Source organism: uncultured Eubacterium sp. (assembly GCF_937958975.1).
Classification (GTDB): Bacteria; Bacillota; Clostridia; order Lachnospirales; family Lachnospiraceae; genus Eubacterium_G.
In genome coordinates this window covers 1-23,267 of record NZ_CALGRE010000048.1, presented here as the reverse complement: position 1 = coordinate 23,267, position 23,267 = coordinate 1, and the positions used below count along the sequence as shown (strand labels likewise).

Below are 23,267 nucleotides of genomic sequence, written 5' to 3'. Positions count from 1 at the left end.
TCTACACTCTTTCCCTACCACGACGCTCTTCCGATCTTTGCAGCTGTGGATATGAATATTATAAAAGAGGCCGGACTCCGGGTGGCACTTGACCCGATGTATGGTGTTTCGGAAATTCCGTTAAAAACCTTACTTCTTACAGCCAGATGTGATGTGGAAACGATACATGACAGACATGATACGTTATTTGGTGGAAAGCTTCCATCACCTACGGCATCTACTCTGAGAGGTTTGATAACAAGAGTTATGGATTACAATTTTGACATTGGTATTGCAACAGACGGAGATGCTGACAGAATCGGTGTAATAGATGATACAGGAAGATTTTTACATCCAAATGATATTCTTGTGTTATTGTACTATTATCTGGTAAAATATAAGGGATGGCATGGTGCGGTTGTCAGAAATGTGGCAACGACACATATGTTGGATAAAGTTGCGAAAAAGTTTGGCGAGGAATGTTATGAGGTTCCGGTTGGATTCAAGCATATATCAGCAAAAATGACGGAAGTGGATGCAGTTATCGGTGGAGAGTCTTCGGGTGGTCTTACGGTTCGGGGACATATCAACGGTAAAGATGGTATTTATGCGGCAATGTTGTTGATTGAGATGATTGCGGTAACCGGAAGAAAAATATCCGAAATATATAAAGACATCGAAGCTGAGTGCGGAAGTATTTACATGGAAGAACGGGATTATAAGTTTAGTGTGGAAAAGAAGGCAGAAATTAATAAAGTTCTTATGGAAGAACAGAAGATTCCTGACCTTCCATATAAGATTGAGAAGGTGTCTTATATGGATGGATGTAAGATTTATTTCAGAAATGGTGGCTGGGTCATTGGAAGATTTTCCGGTACAGAACCGCTTATCAGAATTTTCTGTGAAATGCCACAGCGTGAAGATGCAATGAAAGTATGTGAGATATTTGAACAATTTCTTGGCCTGTAATATTATTGTATAAAGAGAGGTTTAGAACAATGGATAAGGCAAGCAAGAAAAGGAAACGTACAGACAAAATAAAAAAGAGTATCCGGTCTATTAAGATTAGTCAACTAAATAAGTCGGATTTGACTAAGGGAATGATAAGGGTTATTTTGTTATGTTGGTTTATTCCTTGCTTGATTCTTGCCATTGTTCTTTTTTATACAACGGAAACAAAGACGAATCATCAGATTAATGATACGGTGAATACTTCGATGGAAAATGCCGCAGAAATCTGTAGGACAAATATATTAGTAGCTATTGAGGAGTCGAAGAGGGCATCATATGATGGTATAATAAAGAAAAGTTATGACGAGTTTCAAAAGACAGGCGATGATACAGAAATGTATAAGGCCATATCCTCTTATCTGAATAATACATATAAATATAGTTCGGTTATTTCAAATACAATACTTTTATTTAATATGAAAACACCATATCAATATTATACATATAGTAATGTGGCCGGAGCTACATATGCCAATATTAATGAATTTAAGGCGAGAGCTTTAACCACGGTATGTGCCGCTGCAAGAAACCTTGGAACGGGAACAAAATTTGTAAATGTATCGAATCATTTATATTTAGTAAGAAATATTGTAAATAGTGAATATAAGCCTATATCTATACTTGTAATGGAAATTAATAAAGATGCAATATTTCAAAGTATTGATAATGTTGTATGGAGAGAGGATACACTGGTTTATCTTGAAGATGAACTGATAAAAGGGTTTGATGTTTTAAAGGAAAATGAACAGAAAAAATTCTTGAAATATGTAGAAGATAATGTATTAAAAAAGGAAAAACTTAGCGATGATGTTCTCATATATAATTGTGATAAGTCAAAAGGAATATCGTATATTTCTATGGCAGTAAATGGTCAAAAACTTTCGTTTGTTATAAAACTTGATAAAGTGGGGATGTTAAGTGAGAATAATGTTGCATTGTATTTATATATTATTATTGTAATTTTATTAATACCTTTATTCAGCGCCACATTTTATTTCTTTTATAAGAATATCAGTCAACCGATTTCGGAGCTGGTTGATGCTTCCGAGAAAATTAAGAATGGAGAGTATGGATATAAAATCAATGAGTTTGAAAGAAATAGTGAATTTGGTACGCTTATCGATACTTTCAATCATATGTCTGTCAGTCTGGAGGAGTCGTTTGGCCGGATATATGCAGAGGAAATAGCTGTGCGCGATGCGAAAATGCAGGCATTGCAGTCACAGATTAATCCACATTTTCTAAACAATACTCTTGAAATCATTAATTGGAAAGCAAGAATGAGCGGAAATAATGATGTAAGTGGAATGATTGAGTCACTTGGCATTATGATGGAAGCTACTATGAATCGAAATAATGAATCATTTATTACGATTCGGGAAGAATTAAAATATGTAGACGCCTATTTATATATTATTGTTCAACGTTTTGGAAGTAAATTCCGTTTTTCAAAAGATGTAGATGAAAAATTGTTTGGAATAAAAATTCCAAGATTAATTATCCAGCCGATTGTTGAAAATATGGTAGAACATGGTGGAGATATCTATGGAAATAGAGAAGGGAAACTCAAAATATTTGAAAAAGAAAATTACATACACATTGTTGTAGAAAACAATGGAAATATAGACGAGAATGACCAGCAAAAAATAGATTTGTTATTGAATGCAGATGAAATGAAAGGAAAAAATCATCATATTGGAATCAGAAATGTTAACAGACGATTGAAAATATTATACGGTGATGAAAGCGGTCTTACAATTTCAAATCCAGAGGAGAATTTAACAGTTAGTGAGATAAAAATTGAAATAAATAAATTGTAGTATGTTTATATTGTACAATATGAATAGCAAAGAAAACAAAAAGAAACAAAAAATAGCAATATTATACAAAAATTTTTGATTTTGTCGAAAAAAATAACCAAATATTATCAAAAAAATACCAATAAGATACATTCACTTATTGGTGTTTTTTGTATAGAATAGTAGTGTACATTAAAGATGCGGATTGAATCAATAGGCAGAATAAAAACAATTAATGTTTGTCCTGATGTGGTTCGCAAAGATAGGAGGATTTAATTATGAAGAAGGCGTTAGCTTTAGTACTCGCAGGAGCTATGGCCGCATCGCTCGTAGGATGTGGAAACAGTTCGGAAGGCGGAAAAACAGATGAAAGTAGCAAAAAAAGTGTTAAGTTGAGCGTAACAACAACTTATGCAGGTGAAGACACAAATGCTCAAAACTACAAAGATGCAGTTGCAGCATGGGAAAAGAAGACAGGAAATAAAGTGGATGATAGCTCGGCTACATCAGACGAAGCTTTCAAATCAAGAATTATTACTGACTTTGAAACAGGTTCAGAACCTGATGTGTTATTCTTCTTTAATGGTGTTGATTCAAACCAGTTTGTAGAACAGGGTAAGGTTGTTTCAATTGACGAAATTAGAAAAGAATATCCAGATTATGCAAGCAATATGAGAGATGAGCTATTAGGAGCATCTCCGGTAGACGGAAAGAATTATTCAGTTCCTGTAAACGGATATTGGGAAGGTTTATTTGTAAATAAAGAAGTTTGTCAGAAGGCAGGTGTTGAAGTTCCTACAGCAGAGACAACTTGGGAAGATTTCTTAAAGATTTGCGAAAAAATCAAAAAAGCAGGATATGCACCAATTGCTGCTTCATTACAGGAAATTCCACATTACTGGTTCGAATTTTCAATTTATAACTTCAATAGTGTAGCAACACATAACACAGTTCCTGCAACAACAACAGATGCAGCTGGAAAAGCTTGGGTAAATGGTATCAAAGATATTAAGACATTATATGAAAAAGGATACTTCCCAGAGAACACACTTACAGCAACAGACGCTGAAACATTCCAGATGTTTACAAGTGATAAGGCAGCATTCTTAATTGATGGTTCATGGAAAGTTGGCGGTATTGAAGAAGCAGTTGATGATATTGATAACTTCACAGTTACATATGTACCTGGAAAGGGAGAAAGAAAAACAACAGATATCATCGGTGGACTTTCAATGGGTTACTATATTTCAAAGAAAGCTTGGGATGATCCTGACAAACGTGCAGCAGCTGTAGATTTTGTACAGTATATGACAAATGACGAAAATGTATCAAAATTCTCAGGAACAGCAGTTACAGCATTAAAGAATGGTGTAACACCATCAGATGACCTTTCAGCACTTGCAAAAGATGCTATCACATTCAGCGCTGGTACAACTGGTATTTCACCAGCCGTACAGGATAACCTTTCAGAAGCAGCTAGAGCACCAATCTTCGGTGAAATGGGAGCAATCGTTAAGGGTGATAAGAAAGTAGAAGATGCAGTACAGCAGGCAATTGATAAGCTTGGTGAATAAAGAAAAAAGAATATTGAGTACAACTCATAGTTTCTTAATATGAGTGGTTCATAATTTGCCAATACGTTTTGGGCGTATGGTATAGGAAATTGCAGAGCAAATTCCTATAAAGAACAAAAAAGGGGTTGTTGCTAAGCAACAATCCCTTATATTTTAGGAAGGACAACACAAAAATGGATTCTAAAATTTATAAAAATAAAAAATTGATTATTTTTTTCCTTATACCGGCATTCATTTTCATGTTCGTTTTTCTGTACTATCCATTTGTTAGAAACATTATTAACAGTTTCCAGCACATTAAGTACATGGGAACGGCATCCGGTGAATGGAATGCACCTTTTTATATTAATTATATTAATATATTTAAAGACCCTAAAATGGTTATAGCTTTGAAAAATACAGTAATCGTAGTTATTGCGACAATCGTAGGAGAGGTGGGAATTGCGCTTATCCTGTCACTTCTTGTAAGCAATATTAAAAAGGGTTCCGGATTTTTCAGAGTTGTATATTTCTTCCCAATCGTTGTTTCGGCAACAGCACTTGGTTTGTTATTTAACCTTGTATTTTTATACGATAAGGGTATGATTAACCAGTTTTTACAGTTTATTGGAGTATTAAACGCCTCTTCCAATGAAATTATTGACTGGAAAGCAAACCATGCAATGTTTACCATGTTAGTTCCGGTAATTTGGCAGTATGTTGGTTTCTATTTCATCATACTGCTGACCGGGCTAAGTGGTATTCCGGAAGATTTATATGAGGCGGCTTCGATTGATGGAGCAACAAAATTTCAGAGAGTAAGATATATCACAATACCACTTCTTAGAAACAGTATTAGTACCTGTGTTATTCTTGCTGTGACAGGAGCATTAAAAGTATTCGATTTACCTTGGACTATGTTCCCGAAGGGAATGTCAGATACATGGTTGACAGGAACATATATGTATTCAAAAGTATATGAAGATGTTGATTATGCGTCTGCAATGGGTGTTATTATAGTAATCATAGGTGTGATTTTATCGATGGTTGTAAACAGATTGTTTAAGTCAAATAGTGATTATGAAGCGTAGGAGGTTGAGATGGCAGGAAAGAAAATGAAAGTAAAAAAAATAAAAATTTCAGCTGTAATTGTCTATACGCTTTTAATTGCATGGGCATTGACTACAATATTTCCACTGGGATGGTCTATCTTAAACTCTTTTAAAGACAAAAAGGCAATCTATAACAATTCGTTCTCATTGCCTATTGGAGACTTGTTTTCATTGGATAATTACAGAAATATATTTGAAAATTATAATATTTTCAGCGCATACAGAAATAGTTTTATTATATCAGGTACAGTTGCGATTGTGGTTATTCTGTTTTCGGGAATGGCGGCATATGTCCTCACCAGATATAAGTTTAGAGGAAAAGGAATCCTTCTTGCTTTGTTATATGCGGGTATGATGTTTCCTATCTATTCAACAATTATTCCGGTTTTAAGAATGATGACATCATGGGGAATCGTAAACACAAGCAGTGTTGGCGTAAACCTTGTTTCAGTTATTTTACCACAGATTGCAGGAAACATGTCATTTGCGATAATTGTTTTATCCAGTTATATAAAAGGATTACCGGTGGAATTAGAAGAAGCAGCATATATGGAAGGATGTAATATTTTCCAGATTTATTTTAAAGTTATAATGCCGTTGAGTAAACCGTCATTTGTAACAGTTGGAATATTCAGTTTTCTTTGGAGTTACAATGATTTGTTTACACAGATGTTTTTCCTTCGCACAAAGGAAAATTGGGCAATTACAATTTTGTTAAACAATATTTCATCTAAAGAGGGTGTAAACTATGGTGCGCTATTTGCTTCGGTTACATTGATTGTTGTACCAATTCTGATTGTTTATTTATGTTTACAGAAATATATTATAAAAGGTATGACAGTTGGAGCAGTTAAAGGTTAATTTTTATGCTTTTTTGTGCTAAAATAGTTATAGCTATATAGGCAAAGGAGAAATAAATATATGTATAAAGTTGTCATAGTGGATGATGAGCCGATTATTGTTGAAGGGTTACAAAAAGGAATACAATGGGCAAATTGGAATTGTGAAATTGTTGGAACAGGGAGCAATGGTTTAGAGGGCTTACAATTAGTAAAAGAATTTGAACCAGACATATTGATTTCTGATATATCAATGACAAATATGGACGGATTGGCGATGGTTGCGGCTATAAAATCAGAGTTTCCGAACATAGAGGTATGTCTCCTTACAGGATTCAGAAATTTTGAGTATGCCCAACAGGCGATTAAACTTGGAGTGACAAGGTTTCTCCTTAAACCTTCAAAATTTGACGAATTAGAAGAAGCCATTGACGCTATGATAAAAAATTTACAGTCAAGAGGTGAGATGGGTGATAAAGTAGAAAATGATATATGGGATTTAAATAATCCAGAAGAAAAATATCTTTTTGAAACATTTATAAAAAACAGACCGCTTGACAATAATAATGATGATGGGAAATTAAAATATACAGATGCAAATAATTACATTATAAAAAATGCGATTATGTTTATGTATGAACATTATGTTTTGAAATTGAGTCTTGTGGACGTGGCAGAACAGTGTTACATAAGCAACTGGCATCTGAGTAAACTGTTAAATCAGTATACCGGTAAAGGATTTTTTGAAATAATAAATAGGATTCGTCTGGATAAGGCGAAAGAATTATTGAAAACTACATCATATAAAATTCAGGATATTTCGGAAAAAGTGGGATTTCAGGATGTGACGCATTTTTCAAGAATATTTAAAAATTATGAAGGAATGTCTCCCAAAGAATTTCGAAATAATGGATAGTTTATGATTTTAATAGTAGAAAGGAATAGAGATGCGTATTATCAAAGCGGAAGATTATTATTCCATGAGCAGGATGGCGGCTAATATTATCTCTGCACAGATAATTATGAAACCTAAATGTGTAATAGGGCTTGCAACAGGTTCTACACCGCTTGGAACCTATTCACAATTGATAGAATGGTACAAAAAGGGAGACCTTGATTTTAGTGAAGTAACAACAATTAACTTAGATGAATATAAAGGTTTATCTGCCGAAAACGACCAGAGTTATCGTTATTTTATGAACAAAAATCTTTTTGACTATATTAATATTGATAAACGTAATACATATGTACCGAATGGATTAGAAAATGATTCGGAGAAAGCATGTGCAGATTACAATGAGATTATTCGAAAGAGCGGTGGTGTTGACTTACAGCTTTTAGGATTAGGAAACAATGGTCACATCGGATTTAATGAGCCTGGTGAAGCTTTTGAAAAAGAGACTCATTGTGTAAAGTTATCCGAGAGTACAGTGAATGCAAATTCACGATTTTTTGAAAATATTGAGGATGTTCCAAAAGAAGCATACACGATGGGAATTAAATCAATTATGCAGGCAAAAAAAATTGTTATTGTAGTAAATGGCAAACAAAAAGCTCAAATTGTGAAAGAGGCCTTTTTCGGACCGGTTACACCAAAAGTTCCGGCTTCTGTTTTACAGTTGCATAATGATGTAACTTTAGTGGGTGATGCGGAAGCATTAGAACTGATTCAGTGTTAATTTAGACAAAATATGGAGGCATAAAAATGCTTATTAAAAATGGATTCGTTTTTACCAAAAAATTTCAGTTTGAAAAAAAAGATATTTTGATAAAGGATGGAAAGATTTGTGAAATATCAGATGCGATTGACGAAAGTAATCTAAGGTCTACAGAGGAAATTGTTGATGCATCAGGTCTTAGAATCATACCGGGATTAACGGATATTCATTTTCATGGTTGTGTAGGATATGATTTTTGTGACGGAACGGATGAAGCAATAAGAAACATGGCTAAGTTTCAATTGACGAAAGGGGTTACCAATATCTGTCCTGCGACAATGACATTGTCTTTAGAAACATTGAAAAAGATTTGTTCTGTTGCGGCTCATCATAATGCGAGTGGTGATGAGGCGGTATTGTGTGGAATTAATCTTGAGGGTCCATGTATTTCGCCAGATAGATGTGGCGCCCAGAATCCGGAATATGTTCATAAACCGGATATTGAATTTTTAAAGGAATTGATAAAAGAATCAAATAGTTTGACGAAACTTGTGACAATTGCACCGGAGGTTCAAGGGGCAATTGAATGCATTAAAAGTCTAAAAGATAAAATCAGGTTTTCTGTGGGTCATACAATGGCTAATTATGATGAAGCAAAGGCTGCATTTGATGCCGGAGCAAGGCATGTAACACATTTATTTAATGCAATGCCGGGGCTTACCCATAGAGAGCCGGGAGTGATTGGTGCGGCTGTGGAGAATGAAGATGTAATGGCAGAAATCATTTGTGATGGGATACACATTCATCCGTCAGCAATCAGAGCCGCTTTTCAACTCTTTGGTGATGACAGGATTATCCTTATTAGTGATAGTACGAGAGCATGCGGAATGGAGGAAGGTGAGTACGAACTCGGAGGTCTTCCGGTGTTTTTAAAGGATGGAGCGGTTAGATTAGAGGACGGTACATTGGCGGGAAGTGCCACCAATGTATATGATTGCATGGTAAATGTAATTAAAATGGGCATTCCTGAAAATAGTGCAATCAAGGCTGCAACATATAATCCGGCAAAAGCTATAGGAATCCTTGATGAATGCGGAACTTTGGAGAAAGGGAAAGCGGCAAGAATGGTTCTTATAGATGATAATTACCAAATTAAAAGAGTTATCAAAGAATGATAACAAAAATTGCATTTTGTTTTTCCATAAGTTATAATTAACTTATGAGGAAGATAACATTAGGAATACTGGCTCATGTAGATGGTGGTAAGACTACTCTATCTGAGTCAGTATTATATTTAACAGGAAAAATAAGAAAATTAGGTCGTGTGGACCACAAAGATGCATATTTAGACACTTTTCAGATGGAGCGTGAAAGAGGAATTACCATTTTTTCAAAGCAGGCTGTTTTTGAATACAAAGATATGGAGGTTACATTATTGGATACTCCAGGACATGTAGATTTTTCTACAGAAATGGAGAGGACATTACAGGTTCTTGATTATGCGATACTTTTGGTGAGTGCCGGTGACGGGATTCAGGGACACACGGAAACTTTATGGAAGCTGCTATCAAGATATCATGTTCCCACTTTTATTTTCGTCAATAAAATGGACATGCCAAATGTTAGCGGTGATTTTTTATTGCATGAATTAAAAGAAAGATTTGGAGATAATGTTGTCAGATTTCAGGGAAAGACCGGAATCTTAGAAAATATAGCAATGACGGATGAGGATGTCTTTGAAGAATATATGGAGACAGATAACATTAGCACACATACAATATCTGAGTTAATTTATGACAGAAAACTTTTTCCATGCTATTTTGGTTCTGCACTTCGATTAGAAGGTGTGGAAGATTTGTTAGATGGATTACATAAATATACATTTGACATGATATATAATGAAGCGTTTGGAGCTAAGATTTATAAAATATCAAAAGATAATAATGGAAACAGACTGACACATATGAAAATAACGGGTGGCGAATTGTCAGTAAAGAATGTTATAAAAGGTGAAGATGCAGTTAGTGGTCCTTGGGAGGAGAAAGTTAATGAAATTAGAATTTATTCAGGAGATAAGTATGATACGTTGGCCAATGTGAAGGCAGGTACTGTCTGTGCAGTTACCGGACTTACAAAGTCATATTCGGGACAAGGACTGGGGGGAGAATATGAGAGTGAAAGCCCTAGTTTGATACCGGTAATGTCTTATAAAATTATTATTCCGGAAAATATTAATATCAATCAGGCGTATTCCAAAATAAAAGAACTGGAGGAAGAAGACCCGACATTGCAACTAAAATGGAATGTTGAAAAGCAGGAAATTAGCGTAAGTGTGATGGGACCAATACAAATACAGGTTCTAAAACAAATGATAAAAGAACGGTTTGATATGGATGTGGAATTTGGTTCCGGCAGTATATTGTACAAAGAAACGATAGTGGAGCCGGTAGAAGGCGTAGGACATTTTGAACCTTTGAGACATTATGCTGAGGTTCATTTATTGTTAGAGGCGGCAGAACCTGGAAGTGGTATTGTTTTGAGAACAAAAGTGAATGAAAATGAGCTTAGCAGAAATTGGCAGCGACTGATTCTAACACATTTGTCTGAAAAGGAGCATAGAGGTGTTCTTACAGGTTCTCCTATTACTGATATTTGTATTACATTAATTGGCGGAAAAGCACACCTAAAACACACAGAGGGGGGAGATTTCAGACAGGCAACATACAGGGCTGTCAGACAGGGATTAAAAAAGACAAAATCTATACTTTTAGAGCCGTATTATGATTTTATTCTTTCTGTTCCGGCTGAAAATGTGGGGCGGGCAATGAATGATATCAGCAAGATGAGTGGAAATGTCGGAATACCGGAAATAAAAGGAGATAAAACCGTTTTAAAAGGGTATGCTCCTGTGGCAGAGATATGGAATTATACGAATGTTTTAAATGAGTACACTCACGGAATGGGAACTATAACACTAAAATATAAAGGATATGCTCCGTGTCATAATGCAGAAAAAGTAATTGACCGTTATGCATACGATAGTGAAAGTGATGTCGCAAATCCTACAGGTTCTGTATTTTGTGCACATGGAGCGGGATTCAATGTGTCTTGGGATGAAGTTGAGCAGTATATGCATATAAAGACAGAAACGAATTTGAACGAGAGTGAGGCATACGATGACGATAGCACAAATACTTTTTTTCATGAAAATCATGAGTTAAATTCTTATGCGAGTGATAAAGAACTGGAAGCAATATTTGAAAAGACTTTTGGTAAGGTGAAGAGAAAGAAAACATCTGCGCCAACCATTCGCAGGTATGATAGTGAACCCAAAAAGTACAAGGGAAGTGGTAAAGGAAATTTGCCGGAATGTGTGCTTGTAGACGGTTATAATATTATTTTTGCATGGGATGAATTAAAAATAATTGCTCAAACCAATATTGATGGTGCAAGAGATAGGCTTCTGGAGATTTTATCCAATTATCAGGGATATAAAGGAAACACGGTTATCGTTGTTTTTGATGCATATAATGTAAAGAGACATTCGGAAACAATTTATAAACATAATAATGTCTATGTTGTTTTTACGAAAGAAGCGGAAACAGCAGATATGTATATTGCAAAGACAACGCATAAAATGTCCAGCAAATATAGAGTCAGCGTTGCCACTTCCGATGCATTAGAGCAATTGATTATCATGGGACATGGCGCACTTAGAATGTCTGCGATGAATTTTAAAGAAGAGGTAGACTGTATCAATAGACAGATTACAGAACGGATTCGTGAAAATAGTGCTTTAGGTAATTATGTTTTAACAGAAAAGAATATACTGTCAGAAAAAGATAAAAAGATTAATTGAGTGCTAAATAGATATAAAGTAAGAGAATAAAGTTATAGAATTAATGAAAATGTATATTTTTGTATTGCTTTTTGTATATTTATTATGGTATTAATTGACAGTTTGTTAAAATTTTGGTATAAACCAAGTATATGAAAGACTGCTATTTTATAGGATAAAATTAAATACATAAGAGTAAGGGCTCTTCCAACTAAGAAAACGAGAATTTATTTGTTATATGGTTTATCAAATATAGTAGTAATGTTTCATGTTGGGGGAGCTTTTTGTATTATAACTATACAAAAAATACGGAAAGATAAAAGCACTAATTATAAGTTATTATTGACTGGTGGCGATGCATGGATATTAATTGAATTGAAAAATTTAAAAGTGGGAGGAAGATGAAAATGAAAAAAATGAGTAAAAGATTTTTAAGTTTGTGTTTGATTTTGTCGATGGTTTTAACTTTATTGACAATAGTTCCACATACTGAAGTTAAGGCCGATACCACAGGAGAGTGGAGTTATGAAATTGTCAATGGAAGTGTAATGGTTACAGGTTATAATGGAAATAAATCTGATATAACTGTTCCGGAAACGATTCATGGAATGAAGGTAACAGCAATTGGTAATGAAGCTTTTAAGAGCAATACGAATTTGGTCAGCGTTGTCATTCCTGATAATATTACATCTATTGGAACATATGCTTTTGCCGATTGTTATAGTTTAGCAAGTATTACACTTTCAAATAAAATAACGGCACTTGCAGATTACATATTGGCAGGATGTATAAAATTGGAGAATATAATAATTCCTGAAAGTGTTACGTCTATTGGTGAGGGAGCTTTTGCATATTGTTCTGGTTTAACAAGTATAACAATTCCTGCTGATGTATCAGTGATACCTTATAAAGAATATTTCGGTTTTTCCTGTTTTTTTGGATGTTCTCGTTTAAATAGTATAGATGTTGACAATAAAAATACTAAATTTAGTAGTCAGGACGGTATTTTATATAATAAGGCAAAATCAGTTCTGTTAACATATCCTTCAGGAAAAACGGATAGTTCTTATACATTCCCTGATAGTGTCGAATATATTATGAGTGATGCTTTTTGTTCCTGTTCTAATCTGACAGAAATTATACTTTCTGAAAGTGTTGTCTCTGTAGAGCGTGATTCATTTGGAGGATGTTCCAATCTCCAAAGTATTAAGGTGGACAATAAAAACAGTAAATTTAGTAGCAGGGATGGTGTTTTATATAATAAAGATAAGTCGGAGCTTTTAATTTATCCGCTGGGAAAGAAAGGTGATGTGTTTATAATTCCAAATGGCGTTACATCTATTGCGAAAAGTGCATTTGAGGCTTGCGGTAGTTTAACAAGTATTAATATTCCAGACAGTGTGAAGTCTATTGAGAGTAGAGCGTTTATACAGTGTGAATCTTTAACAGGTATAACAATTCCAAGTAGTGTAGAAGCTGTTGGGTATGATGCATTTTCTAATTGCAAAAGTCTTGAATTTGCAAAATTTATGGGAGAAAAACCAATTGATTTAAATGAATGGGCATTTAGCCATAATAATAACAGGTTTAAAATTTTATATCCAAAAAAATATGAAAAAAGTTGGAAAGCGTATAATGCGTATCCAAAGCAGCCATATGGTAAAGTACCTGTTATGGGTATTTTCATTAAGGAAAAAATATTGACTCTTGCGAAAGGAAAAAGCAAACAGATAAAATATGAAATAACACCATACAATGCGGATGATAAATCTGTGAAATGGGTGAGCTCTAATACGAAAGTGGCAACAGTTTCACAAACCGGTGTTGTAAAGGCAACAGGGAAAGGAATATGTACGATTAGTGTCATAACAAATGAAGGAAATAAAAAGGCTAGCTGCAAAATAAAAGTTACTATATCGCCAAAAAAAATAAAATTAAATAAAAATAAAATATTAATTAAGAAGGGGAAAAAATATACTCTCAGAGCCAAAATTTCACCAAAGAACGCAACATTGAAAAAGCTTGTGTGGAGTAGCAGCAACAAAAAAATTGCAACGGTTTCAAAAGGAAAGGTGAAAGGAAAAAGAAAAGGAACGTGCTATATTATTGTGAAAATAAAAGGCAGTAATAAAAAGGCAAAATGTAAGGTAACTGTCAGGTGATGTAATGTGTAAATTGAACATAGTAATTCTCAAAAAATGAGTCTTGCTATGTTCAGAATACACTTGTTAAATTATAAATGTCACCCGTTTTTGATACTAAGACAATTGATATTTTCGAATCCAGTACCCTATTTGTAAAACATATGCAAGCATTTGTGGTCCGGCCATTAATTGGCCATACCAAGGTTTTCCATAATCTTTTGGACTGTTAATAAATTGAATTAGTTTATTCTGGTCTATAATATTTTTTAATGTCTGATTTTCATCAAGTTCCGCTAAAACCATTTTGCCTAATATTTTTTCATATGTCGGGTCATATGTTTTTGGATATGGACTTTTCTTTCTGTAGAGTATTTCGTCGGGCAGAAATTCTTTTCCACATTCAATCAGCAGGCTTTTGGTCTGACCATTATAGCATTTATATTTCCAAGGAACATTGAAAACATATTCTAAAATACGGTAATCAGCGTAAGGAACTCTCGCTTCAAGACCCGAATACATACTACATCTATCCATTCTATTTAATAATGTCATCATAAACCAGCGTATATTTAGATAACATATCTTTCTTCGATGTCTCTCATCTTCATCGGCATCAATTAAATCAGGACATTCTTTGATTGTATCTAAATACTTAGAATTAACATATTGTTCTAAATTTAACTCATGTATAAAATCATCTCGAAATAGATAAGTCCTTGCTCCCATGTCATAGGACCATGGAAAAGTATTTTGATAAAGCATTTCTTTTCTATGGAACCAAGGATATCCGCCAAATATTTCATCGGCACATTCTCCGGTAAGGGTTACCTTACATTCTTTTGCTACCAAATTACAGAAATACAACATGGAGGATTCCACATCTGCCATAGAAGGCATATCTCTGGCATCTACAGCTTTAAATAAACAGTTAATTTGGTCATCATTGTTGCACTCTAAATAAGTGTGGTTGCTATGAATATGCTCAACCATGATATCCACAAAAGGTCTGTCTAATGTACTTTGGAATGAACTTGCCTTGAAATTTTTACTGTTTCCAACAAAATCAAAAGAGTAAGTATTTAATTTGTCGGGAGATAATTCTTTTGCAACAATTGCTGAGACAAGACTGGAGTCTAAACCACCCGATAGGAAAGTACAGATAGGAATATCTGAGACCATTTGTCTTTTAATACTATCTTTGATTAAGTAAGAACAATGTTCTACTGTAGTATTATAGTCATCGGTGTGCTCGGTCGATTGAAGTTTCCAGTAACATTGTTTTTTTAAATGAACATTTTTATCTGTATCACATGTAACTGTGAGATAATATCCGGGAAGCACTTCATCGATGTTTTCAAATACACCATTGCCCGGTGTGTGTGCAGGTCCCAACCCGATAACTTCGCACCAGCTTTCCGAATTTAGTTGTGGAGTAATACCATATGCAAAGATTCCTTTTATTTCTGAAGAAAAAACAAACTGTTTGTTGTCACAATAGTAAAATAATGGTTTTACCCCGATATGGTCTCTGGCAATAATAAGCTGATTATCTTCATATATTGCAAATGCAAAGATACCATTAAACTCTTTAAAAATTTTAGTCCCAAAAACCAGATAACAATATAGAATAATCTCAGTATCGCTAGTAGTTTTCAAACGGATGTCATATTCATTTAATCTATATTTTAGTTCTTCCGTATTGTATATTTCACCGTTGTAAATAATTGTAGCAATACGATTTTTATATTTACAGGTCATTGGCTGATGACCGCTTCGAATGTCGCGGATAGAGAGCCTTGTATGGGCAAAACCGGCAAAGCCCTCTAAAAATATATCATCATCATTGGGACCACGGTGTTTTATAAACTTTTTCATATTAATAAGTTTATTCACAAGTAGTCTGTTAGAATGTTCCTTAAAAACATCATGTTTTGTTTGAAAAAAACCAGCGATACCACACATAAAAAACTCCTATATTATAATTTATTAAAGAATCGTTACATGAGGACTTTTGATTACAGGCTGAATTTGTCTTCCGCCTAAAGCCTTTTCTATTGTCTCTTCAATTAAGTCCACATGCGCAATCATTGAATTTGGTTTTGAGATATAATTATCCTGACCAAACGGTACAAAATAAATGTTTTTTGTATTAAGAAGTATTCCTATGTTTTTTAGATTCATACCAAGAGCATCGTTTGTGCTTAAGAAAATAACAAGAGGTCTGTTATTTCTCAAATGTGCTTTTGCCGCCATGAGTACAGGAGTGTCAGAAATACCATTTGCCAGTTTTGAAAGTGTATTTCCGGTACATGGAGCAATAATCATAATGTCAAGCATGGATTTTGGTCCGATAGGCTCAGCATCAGGTATTGTAACAATTGGAGGTTTTCCACTGATTTCTTCTGCAAGTTTAAGAAAATCTTTTGATTTTCCAAAACGGGAGTTCGTATTCGCTGCATTATCTGAAAAGATAGTAATTATATTTGCTTTTGTATCAGCAAGATGTTTCAGCTCCTCAAATACTTTTTTGTAAGTGCAATAGGAGCCTGTTATTCCAACACCGATATTTTTATCCTTAAAGTTATGAGCCATTTATCCCAATCCTTTCTGTTTTAAATATGAAATAATGCTTTTAGCAATTAATTCCCCGGCAGCTTTAGGAGCAGTTGCTCCTGGCAGACCAGGGCATGTAATAAGGGATAAATTGTATTTTTCAGCAATTTTTTTGTCAAAACCGTATGGGGAACCTGCAATCTCAAAAAGTACACAGGATTCTTTGATATTACTCATACAAAAGTCTGATAAAATGTTTTGTGGTACTGTATTGATGACTATGTCAAAATCATTTATCTTGTAGGAAATATCCTCCAATTCTAAAATGTCATATCCATAAGACAGTGCCTGGCTCAGGTGCTTTGGAGTATGGTCATAAATCGTAACAAGGCAATTCAATGAATTGAGACGTCCCGCAATATTTGTACCGCATTTTCCAAAACCCAAAATTAAAACTTTAGAATTGTTTAATGAAAAATCTGTATTTTCTATTATTTTTGCAATCAATCCTTCTGCTGTAAGCATAGCATTGTTCCATACAACATTCTCATCTTTTAATACATCAATAAATGTAATATCTTTGGGAGCATTATTAATTATTTTCTCAGGAATGTTTCCGCCGAAAATTGTCTGTCCCGGTTTGATGAGACTCATAAAAGTATCTGTAGGAAAACTGGAATAAAAATCACAGTTGATATATTCAGAATTTTTTGTAAATGGTGTGCATCCTACAATGTATTTGCTATCTTTAAAGTCCATATTTGTTTTCAGAGAAGTGGTATAACCATGTTCTTTTAAATATTTGTCAATAAAAAACTGGCGTTTATCTCCTGACAGAATAGAAAATGTGTCCATATTCACCTCCATAATGTAAAATATGCATAAAAAAAATAACAGTGCATGAAATAATATATTTTTATTTTTCGTTATAAATGGTATACTGTAAAAGACTGCGTATTTGAACGAGAGAAAATGAAAATGGAGGATAAAGATGGAAAAGGAATTGTTCAATAAAAAATTAAAAACAGCAGCACTTGTATTAAATATACTTGTGATTGCAGCGTTAATATTTATGGAGATTGTTTTTTATGACATCATTTCCTATAAAAAATATCTGTTACTTGATTATCTGCCTATAAAATATATTATTTTTGGTGAAATTTTATTCGTGGTTATTACGATTGTTCCATTTGTGATAAGAAAAGGCAGGAAAAGTACAATTGTATCGATTATAATGTCAGCAGTTTTAATTCTTGCAATGGTAACTGTGAGTGTTTTAGGTATCGTATATAATTCACAGATAAAAAATATGTTGAATAAGGCAGATGATACGATTGATAAAATCGTTGAAAATTCTCAATTAGCCACAGATGAGTATGGGGTTTATGTTTTAAAGGAGAATAAAGCTGCAAATTTAAAAGATGCGGCTGCATTTCAGTTTGGTTATAATACGCAATTTTCTCTTGAAGATACAGAGACGGTTATCAATGCAATTGAAACAGAATTATCGTCGGTGATTCATACAGAGCAAATAAAAGACCCTGTACTGATGGCACAAAAATTATTAGATAAGAAAGTAGATGCGGTGATTTTGAATCAGGCGTTAATAGATACGGTAGAGTCTGCGGGAGATGATACGGATGACGGTAAGAAAGATGGTAAGTATGCAGAGTTTACAGATAAAATTAAATGTATTTATACCATTACCGTAAAAAAGGCATTAGCAGCAATGAACGACGAGGGAAATGTAACAAAAAGGTGTTTTAATGTTTATATCAGTGGAATAGATACGGAAGGAGATGTGACTACAAAAAGCCGAAGCGATGTAAACATTATAATGTCTGTTAATCCATTGACAGGAAAGATTATTTTGATTTCTACACCAAGAGATTACTATGTACCGCTTTCTATTTCAAATGGAGTACGGGACAAGCTTACACATGCAGGAAATTATGGTATTGATGTTTCTATGGCAACTCTTGAAATGCTCTACGATATGAAGTTTGACTATTATGTGAGACTTAATTTTACAGGTTTTGTAAATATAATAGATGCTTTAGGAGGAATTGATGTCGATTCCGATTATTCTTTTTCAACACATGGTTATAGTTATTCTGAGGGGCTTAATGAAAATTTGAGCGGTATCGAGGCGTTATGGTTTGCGAGAGAAAGACATGCTTTTGCAGAGGGTGACAGGCAACGAGGAAAAGACCAGATGAAAGTAATTGAAGCGGTTATTAAGAAATGCCAGTCACAGGCGTTGCTTGAAAATTATGATGAGATACTAAATAATATCAGCGAAAGTTTTCAAACAAATATGGCAAAAGAGAGCATACAGTCTTTAGTTAGATTTCAATTAAACCGTTCGCCAAAGTGGGATATTATTACTTACAGTGTAAGCGGTCAGGGAACCTCTGATTACACATACAGTGCACCAAGTCAGAGAGCTTATGTAATGATTCCTGATGAGAGCACAATTAATGTGGCAAAAGGATTGTTAAATGCCAATAAAGAAAATAAAGAGATTCAAGAACCGGAAAGTGCAAAGGAATAGAGTCATTGATGAGTAATAAGAAAAATAAAAATATAAAAAATGAAATAATATCCACAAAGGCAAATACATTGAAAGCCTTAGAGCGTCTGATTTCGAAGGCATTTATAGAAAAAATGTTAATTGTTATTGTGAAAGATTATATGAGAAATAAAAGAGAGATGGCCTTACAGATTGGAAAACAATTTCAGGGGGAAAAGATTGTAGTTAGAAGTTCCTCCACCAATGAAGATTGTTTTAAAAAATCAAACGCAGGTCATTATACAAGTGTCCTGAATGTAGATTCTTCGAATGTTACCACTGTGATTAATGCAATAGATGAGGTTATTGCCTCATATACATCGGATATTGAAGATGTATCTAATCAACAGGTATTAATACAGCATCAGGCAGTGGATGTTGTCTACAGTGGTGTTCTTTTTACTTATGATATTCAGGGGCAAAGACCTTATTATCTGATTAATTATGATGACAGTGGCTCGACAGATTCCGTTACAAGTGGAATTGGAGGAAAAACATTATGGGTTGCAAGAAATACAGAGTTGGCAGAACTGGATGAGGCGTGGCAAAATTTATTGTATGCCGTAAATGAAATCGAGGAATTATTGAAAATTCCTTTGGATATTGAGTTTGCAATCAATAAAAATAACGAAATTATTATCTTTCAGGTGAGACCTTTAGTAGCAAATTTTTCAAAAAACAAACAGGCAGCTCTAAGTTTTAAGGCATTTTTTGAAAAAATTAATAATCTGAAAAATGATTATCGATTTATAAAAAGTATCATTACAGGAAAGAATATGATGTTTTCGGATATGGCATTTTGGAACCCTTCTGAGATTATTGGAACGAGTCCGAGAACCTTAGACTATTCTTTATATCGTTTTATTATTACATCGAAAGCATGGAACGAGGGATTGGTTCCTATGGGTTATAGGCGGCTAGATGATGAACTGATGTATAAAATTGGTGTAAAACCTTATATCAGTCTGGAATATTCTTTTTATTCTCTGATTCCTGCAAAAATCAGCGAAGAATTGGCAGATAAGCTTGTTCAATTTTATTCTAATAAGTTAAAAAAAGATATTACAGCTCATGATAAGATAGAATTTGAAATTGTATATTCCAGTTATGATTTTAATACATGGCTTAGAACTACAGAACTTCTGGAGTATGGTTTTTCCAGCAGTGAAAGAAAAGAAATCGTAGAGGCACTAAAGGAGTTAACATTAAACAATGTATTAGAATATAATAAGATTTCTTTAAAGGACACTTCTGATATTAGGCGATTAGAAAACGCCAGAGATAAAATAAAGAGAAAATATGAAAATTGTAGAAATGCACAGGACTTAATAAAGGGAATTATTGAATTATTGGAAGATATAAGAAAATATGGAACACCGCAGTTTACGAGACAGGCCAGAATGGCATTTATCGCAAGGAGTTTCTGTAGTTCTCTCGTGGCATCCGGATGGTTTACGAAGGAAGAAATGAACGAGTTTATGAAAAATATTGCCACAGTATCTTCCGATTTTGAGCAGGATTATCAAAAATACTCTGCCGGTAAAATAACAAGAGAAGCTTTCAATAAGAAATATGGTCATTTGCGCAGTGGAACTTATGATATCAGGACAGATAGTTATAATCAGATGGTTTTTAGGCCGGTAACAGGAACATATAAACCACAAAAAGAGAAAGAAAGTACATATTATTTAGATGAAAAAACATTATCGGAGGCATTAAAATCTATTGGATTTGAAATTAATTCTCAAGACTTTATAAAATTTTTAACAGTAGCAATAGAGAGCAGAGAATATTTTAAATTTGAATTTACAAAATCATTAAGTCTCGCATTGGATTTGATACAGGAACTTGGAAAAATATTAAATATTGATAGAAAAAATCTATCATGGATTTCTGTAGAAGACCTGGAAGATTGTAGAAGACTGGGAGTGAAAGAGATTGAATGCTTTTTTAAAAATGTGATACATCAAAATAAGGAGCATTATAAAGAATATTCTAATGTAATTTTGCCGGACGTTATTTTGGACGAAACAGGTATTTCTGTGATTCCTGTCAATAAAGCGAGGCCTAATTTTATTACTTCCAAAAAAGTAGAGGGTGAAGTAGTTAATTTAGAAAATGAAACAGATGAGGACCTGATGGATAAAATTGTTATGATTCCAAAAGCAGACCCGGGTTATGAATGGATTTTTACAAAAGGAATTAAGGGATTTATTACTAAATATGGCGGGATGGCATCTCATATGGCAATCCGCTGTGCAGAGTTTGAAATACCGGCAGCAATAGGATGTGGAGAGAAAATATATAATTATGCGTCTTCGCTCAATTATATGGAACTCGATTGTGCTAATGGTATTATCAAGGAAGGCGTTCAGTGTGAGGATTTAAGAGCCTTAATCACTCAGAGGGAAGGCATTAATCAGTATGGTGACCCTACAGATGTTTTGGAGGCTGCTTATATTAGATTTTATGAACTTCTTGGATTCATTCCTCAACCGGCATCCAATCATGTAAAAAATGTAGGAAAATTATTTGAAAGACAGTGCGATTTGCTGATTGTTGCAGGAGGAGGAGCATTGCCGGTAAAGTTTTACGATAGAGAACATACTGAGGAGCTGCAACCGCACAGAGATGCTATGGAAGAGAAATTAATAAAACATTGTCTTGTGGAGGGAATACCTATTATAGCTACATGTCGTGGCATGCAGTATATGAATGTTTTATTTGGAGGAAAATTATGTTATCATCCGGAGCTTCCGGTGGACAGACCAAGAGGTGTAGACCATAAAGTATATTTGTGTGAAGAAAACAGGGAAATCTGGGTCAATAATTTCCATAGGGATATCATTCCTGTAGAGGGTTTGGCTTCATGCTTTAAGCCGTTAGCAATTGATTTAGAAAACAATACAATAGAAGCATTTGGGTCGGACGAAATGAAAGTTTTGGCACTTCAATGGCATCCGGAACGAAAATTTGCTACGGCAAATGCTTTAGAAGAAACGAGAAAGTTGGTTGTAGATTTTATACAGAAGCACATTAAATAATAAAAGGGCAGCAATTTTGCATTAAATTGCTGCTTTTGACCATTTAGAGGTAGAAGAAGATATGAATGAAATTAGTGATGAGAAATTAACGTATTGGGAGAAAAAATACGGATTGGAGAATCTTGTTGTAGCAGGTTATCAGGCGGGATATCCAATGATTACATTTCAAAAAGAAAATAATATGTCTGTGGTATATATGGAACAGAAGGCAATTGACAGGGTAATAAGAAAAGCAGAGACTTTTGGTGGAATAGAGCTTGGTGTAGGTTATAGTCTGAGAAAGACAAGTTTTTTGATTGTAAATGATGAAACAATTGTAATATGTGGTCATGAGTATGTTATCGAAAGAGTTTTGAATGAGCTGTTTTAAACGTTTTTATTGCAATGAAATGAACTAAAAATTTCAAAAGTAAATACAAATGTAACAATTTTGTAATATTTACTTGACAAAGTGTAACAAATGCGTTATATTACTCCTATCGCACAGAACAAGTGCGAAGAAAAGGAGTGTATTTATGAAGAAGACAAAACTCGTTACTGGCGTTGTATTACTAGTTGCAGCACTTGCTATTGCAGTTGCAGGCGGGGGTTTTGGAGTTGGTAATGGCAGTGAGAAGAAGCTTACAGAAGATAAGATAAAAGCTTTACAGTCAGTAAATGTAGACACTATAATAAAATCTGTTCATCAGACAAATAAACTGGCGACAAATGTCCTAAACACAAATACCACAGATGCTTTGCCGATTCAGGTTGAAAATGAAACACAGAATCAGTCATTAATTATTGAGACGAATGAATCAGTAAAAATAACAAAGAAAAAAAGTAAAAAGAGTACAAAGAAAAAAACGAATAAGAAAAAAAAGAAAAAAAATAAAAAGAGAAAAAAATCTTATAAAAAGGTCGGAACTTTTAAGATAACAGGATATTGCAGCTGTTCAAGATGTTGTGGTAAGGAAACAGGAATTACTGCTTCAGGTACAGTGGCGACAGCAGGAAGAACGATTGCAGCTGATACATCACAGTTTTCTTTTGGTTCTAAGCTGGTAATTAATGGTCACACATATACAGTTGAAGATAGAGGAGGAGCTATTAAAGGAAATCGAATTGATATTTTCTTTAGCTCACATTCTAAGGCACTTGACTAGATCGGAAGAGCACACGTCAG

At 34.0% G+C, this 23,267-nt stretch carries 15 protein-coding genes; 12 read left to right on the top strand and 3 right to left on the bottom strand.

Going from position 1 to position 23,267, the window contains the following annotated elements; genetic code table 11:
• Window positions 1-977: 977 nt before the first annotated feature.
• From Q5O86_RS09295 to Q5O86_RS09255, 9 genes are all read left to right on the top strand, one after another.
• On the top strand, window positions 978-2,810 hold the full coding sequence (locus tag Q5O86_RS09295) for a sensor histidine kinase (protein WP_302626869.1): 1,833 nt from the start codon (window positions 978-980) through the stop codon (window positions 2,808-2,810).
• A 257-nt stretch (window positions 2,811-3,067) separates the two neighbouring features.
• Window positions 3,068-4,363: an ABC transporter substrate-binding protein gene (locus Q5O86_RS09290; protein WP_368074766.1), complete on the top strand. Its 1,296-nt coding sequence runs from the start codon at window positions 3,068-3,070 to the stop codon at window positions 4,361-4,363.
• A gap of 173 nt (window positions 4,364-4,536) precedes the next feature.
• A complete protein-coding gene (locus tag Q5O86_RS09285) occupies window positions 4,537-5,433 on the top strand; it encodes a carbohydrate ABC transporter permease (RefSeq protein WP_302626868.1) in 897 nt (298 codons plus the stop codon).
• Window positions 5,434-5,442: 9 nt separating this feature from the next.
• Window positions 5,443-6,315, top strand: coding sequence for a carbohydrate ABC transporter permease (locus Q5O86_RS09280; RefSeq protein WP_302626867.1), 873 nt, complete (start codon window positions 5,443-5,445; stop codon window positions 6,313-6,315).
• A 60-nt stretch (window positions 6,316-6,375) separates the two neighbouring features.
• Window positions 6,376-7,209 carry a response regulator gene (locus Q5O86_RS09275; RefSeq protein WP_302626866.1) on the top strand — a complete coding sequence of 278 codons (834 nt, stop codon included), beginning with the start codon at window positions 6,376-6,378 and terminating at the stop codon, window positions 7,207-7,209.
• 31 nt (window positions 7,210-7,240) lie between these two features.
• Window positions 7,241-7,972, top strand: a complete 732-nt coding sequence (nagB, locus tag Q5O86_RS09270; RefSeq protein ID WP_302626865.1) for a glucosamine-6-phosphate deaminase — start codon at window positions 7,241-7,243, stop codon at window positions 7,970-7,972.
• Window positions 7,973-7,998: 26 nt separating this feature from the next.
• The gene (nagA, locus tag Q5O86_RS09265; protein WP_302626864.1) at window positions 7,999-9,126 is read left to right on the top strand and encodes an N-acetylglucosamine-6-phosphate deacetylase; all 1,128 of its coding nucleotides are present in this window, start codon (window positions 7,999-8,001) and stop codon (window positions 9,124-9,126) included.
• Between the two features lie 44 nt (window positions 9,127-9,170).
• On the top strand, window positions 9,171-11,810 hold the full coding sequence (locus Q5O86_RS09260) for a translation factor GTPase family protein (RefSeq protein ID WP_302626863.1): 2,640 nt from the start codon (window positions 9,171-9,173) through the stop codon (window positions 11,808-11,810).
• 386 nt (window positions 11,811-12,196) lie between these two features.
• Window positions 12,197-13,951, top strand: a complete 1,755-nt coding sequence (locus tag Q5O86_RS09255) for a leucine-rich repeat protein (RefSeq protein WP_302626862.1) — start codon at window positions 12,197-12,199, stop codon at window positions 13,949-13,951.
• Between the two features lie 96 nt (window positions 13,952-14,047).
• Here Q5O86_RS09255 and asnB read toward each other — a convergent pair whose 3' ends face one another.
• From asnB to Q5O86_RS09240, 3 genes are read right to left on the bottom strand one after another with little or no spacing between them, the layout of a single operon-like run.
• Entirely contained in the window at window positions 14,048-15,895 is a 1,848-nt protein-coding gene (gene asnB / locus Q5O86_RS09250; RefSeq protein WP_302626861.1) for an asparagine synthase (glutamine-hydrolyzing), read from the bottom strand.
• Window positions 15,896-15,919: 24 nt separating this feature from the next.
• The gene (locus tag Q5O86_RS09245) at window positions 15,920-16,525 is read right to left on the bottom strand and encodes a dipicolinate synthase subunit B (RefSeq protein WP_302626860.1); all 606 of its coding nucleotides are present in this window, start codon (window positions 16,523-16,525) and stop codon (window positions 15,920-15,922) included.
• Window positions 16,526-17,341, bottom strand: coding sequence for a dipicolinate synthase subunit DpsA (locus tag Q5O86_RS09240; RefSeq protein ID WP_302626859.1), 816 nt, complete (start codon window positions 17,339-17,341; stop codon window positions 16,526-16,528). It lies immediately after the preceding gene.
• A gap of 136 nt (window positions 17,342-17,477) precedes the next feature.
• Here Q5O86_RS09240 and Q5O86_RS09235 point away from each other — a divergent pair, with 136 nt between their 5' ends.
• From Q5O86_RS09235 to Q5O86_RS09225, 3 genes are all read left to right on the top strand, one after another.
• Entirely contained in the window at window positions 17,478-19,040 is a 1,563-nt protein-coding gene (locus Q5O86_RS09235) for an LCP family protein (RefSeq protein ID WP_302626858.1), read from the top strand.
• A gap of 8 nt (window positions 19,041-19,048) precedes the next feature.
• The gene (locus Q5O86_RS09230) at window positions 19,049-22,102 is read left to right on the top strand and encodes a gamma-glutamyl-gamma-aminobutyrate hydrolase family protein (protein ID WP_302626857.1); all 3,054 of its coding nucleotides are present in this window, start codon (window positions 19,049-19,051) and stop codon (window positions 22,100-22,102) included.
• A gap of 61 nt (window positions 22,103-22,163) precedes the next feature.
• A complete protein-coding gene (locus Q5O86_RS09225; RefSeq protein ID WP_302626856.1) occupies window positions 22,164-22,472 on the top strand; it encodes a hypothetical protein in 309 nt (102 codons plus the stop codon).
• Window positions 22,473-23,267 lie beyond the last annotated feature (795 nt).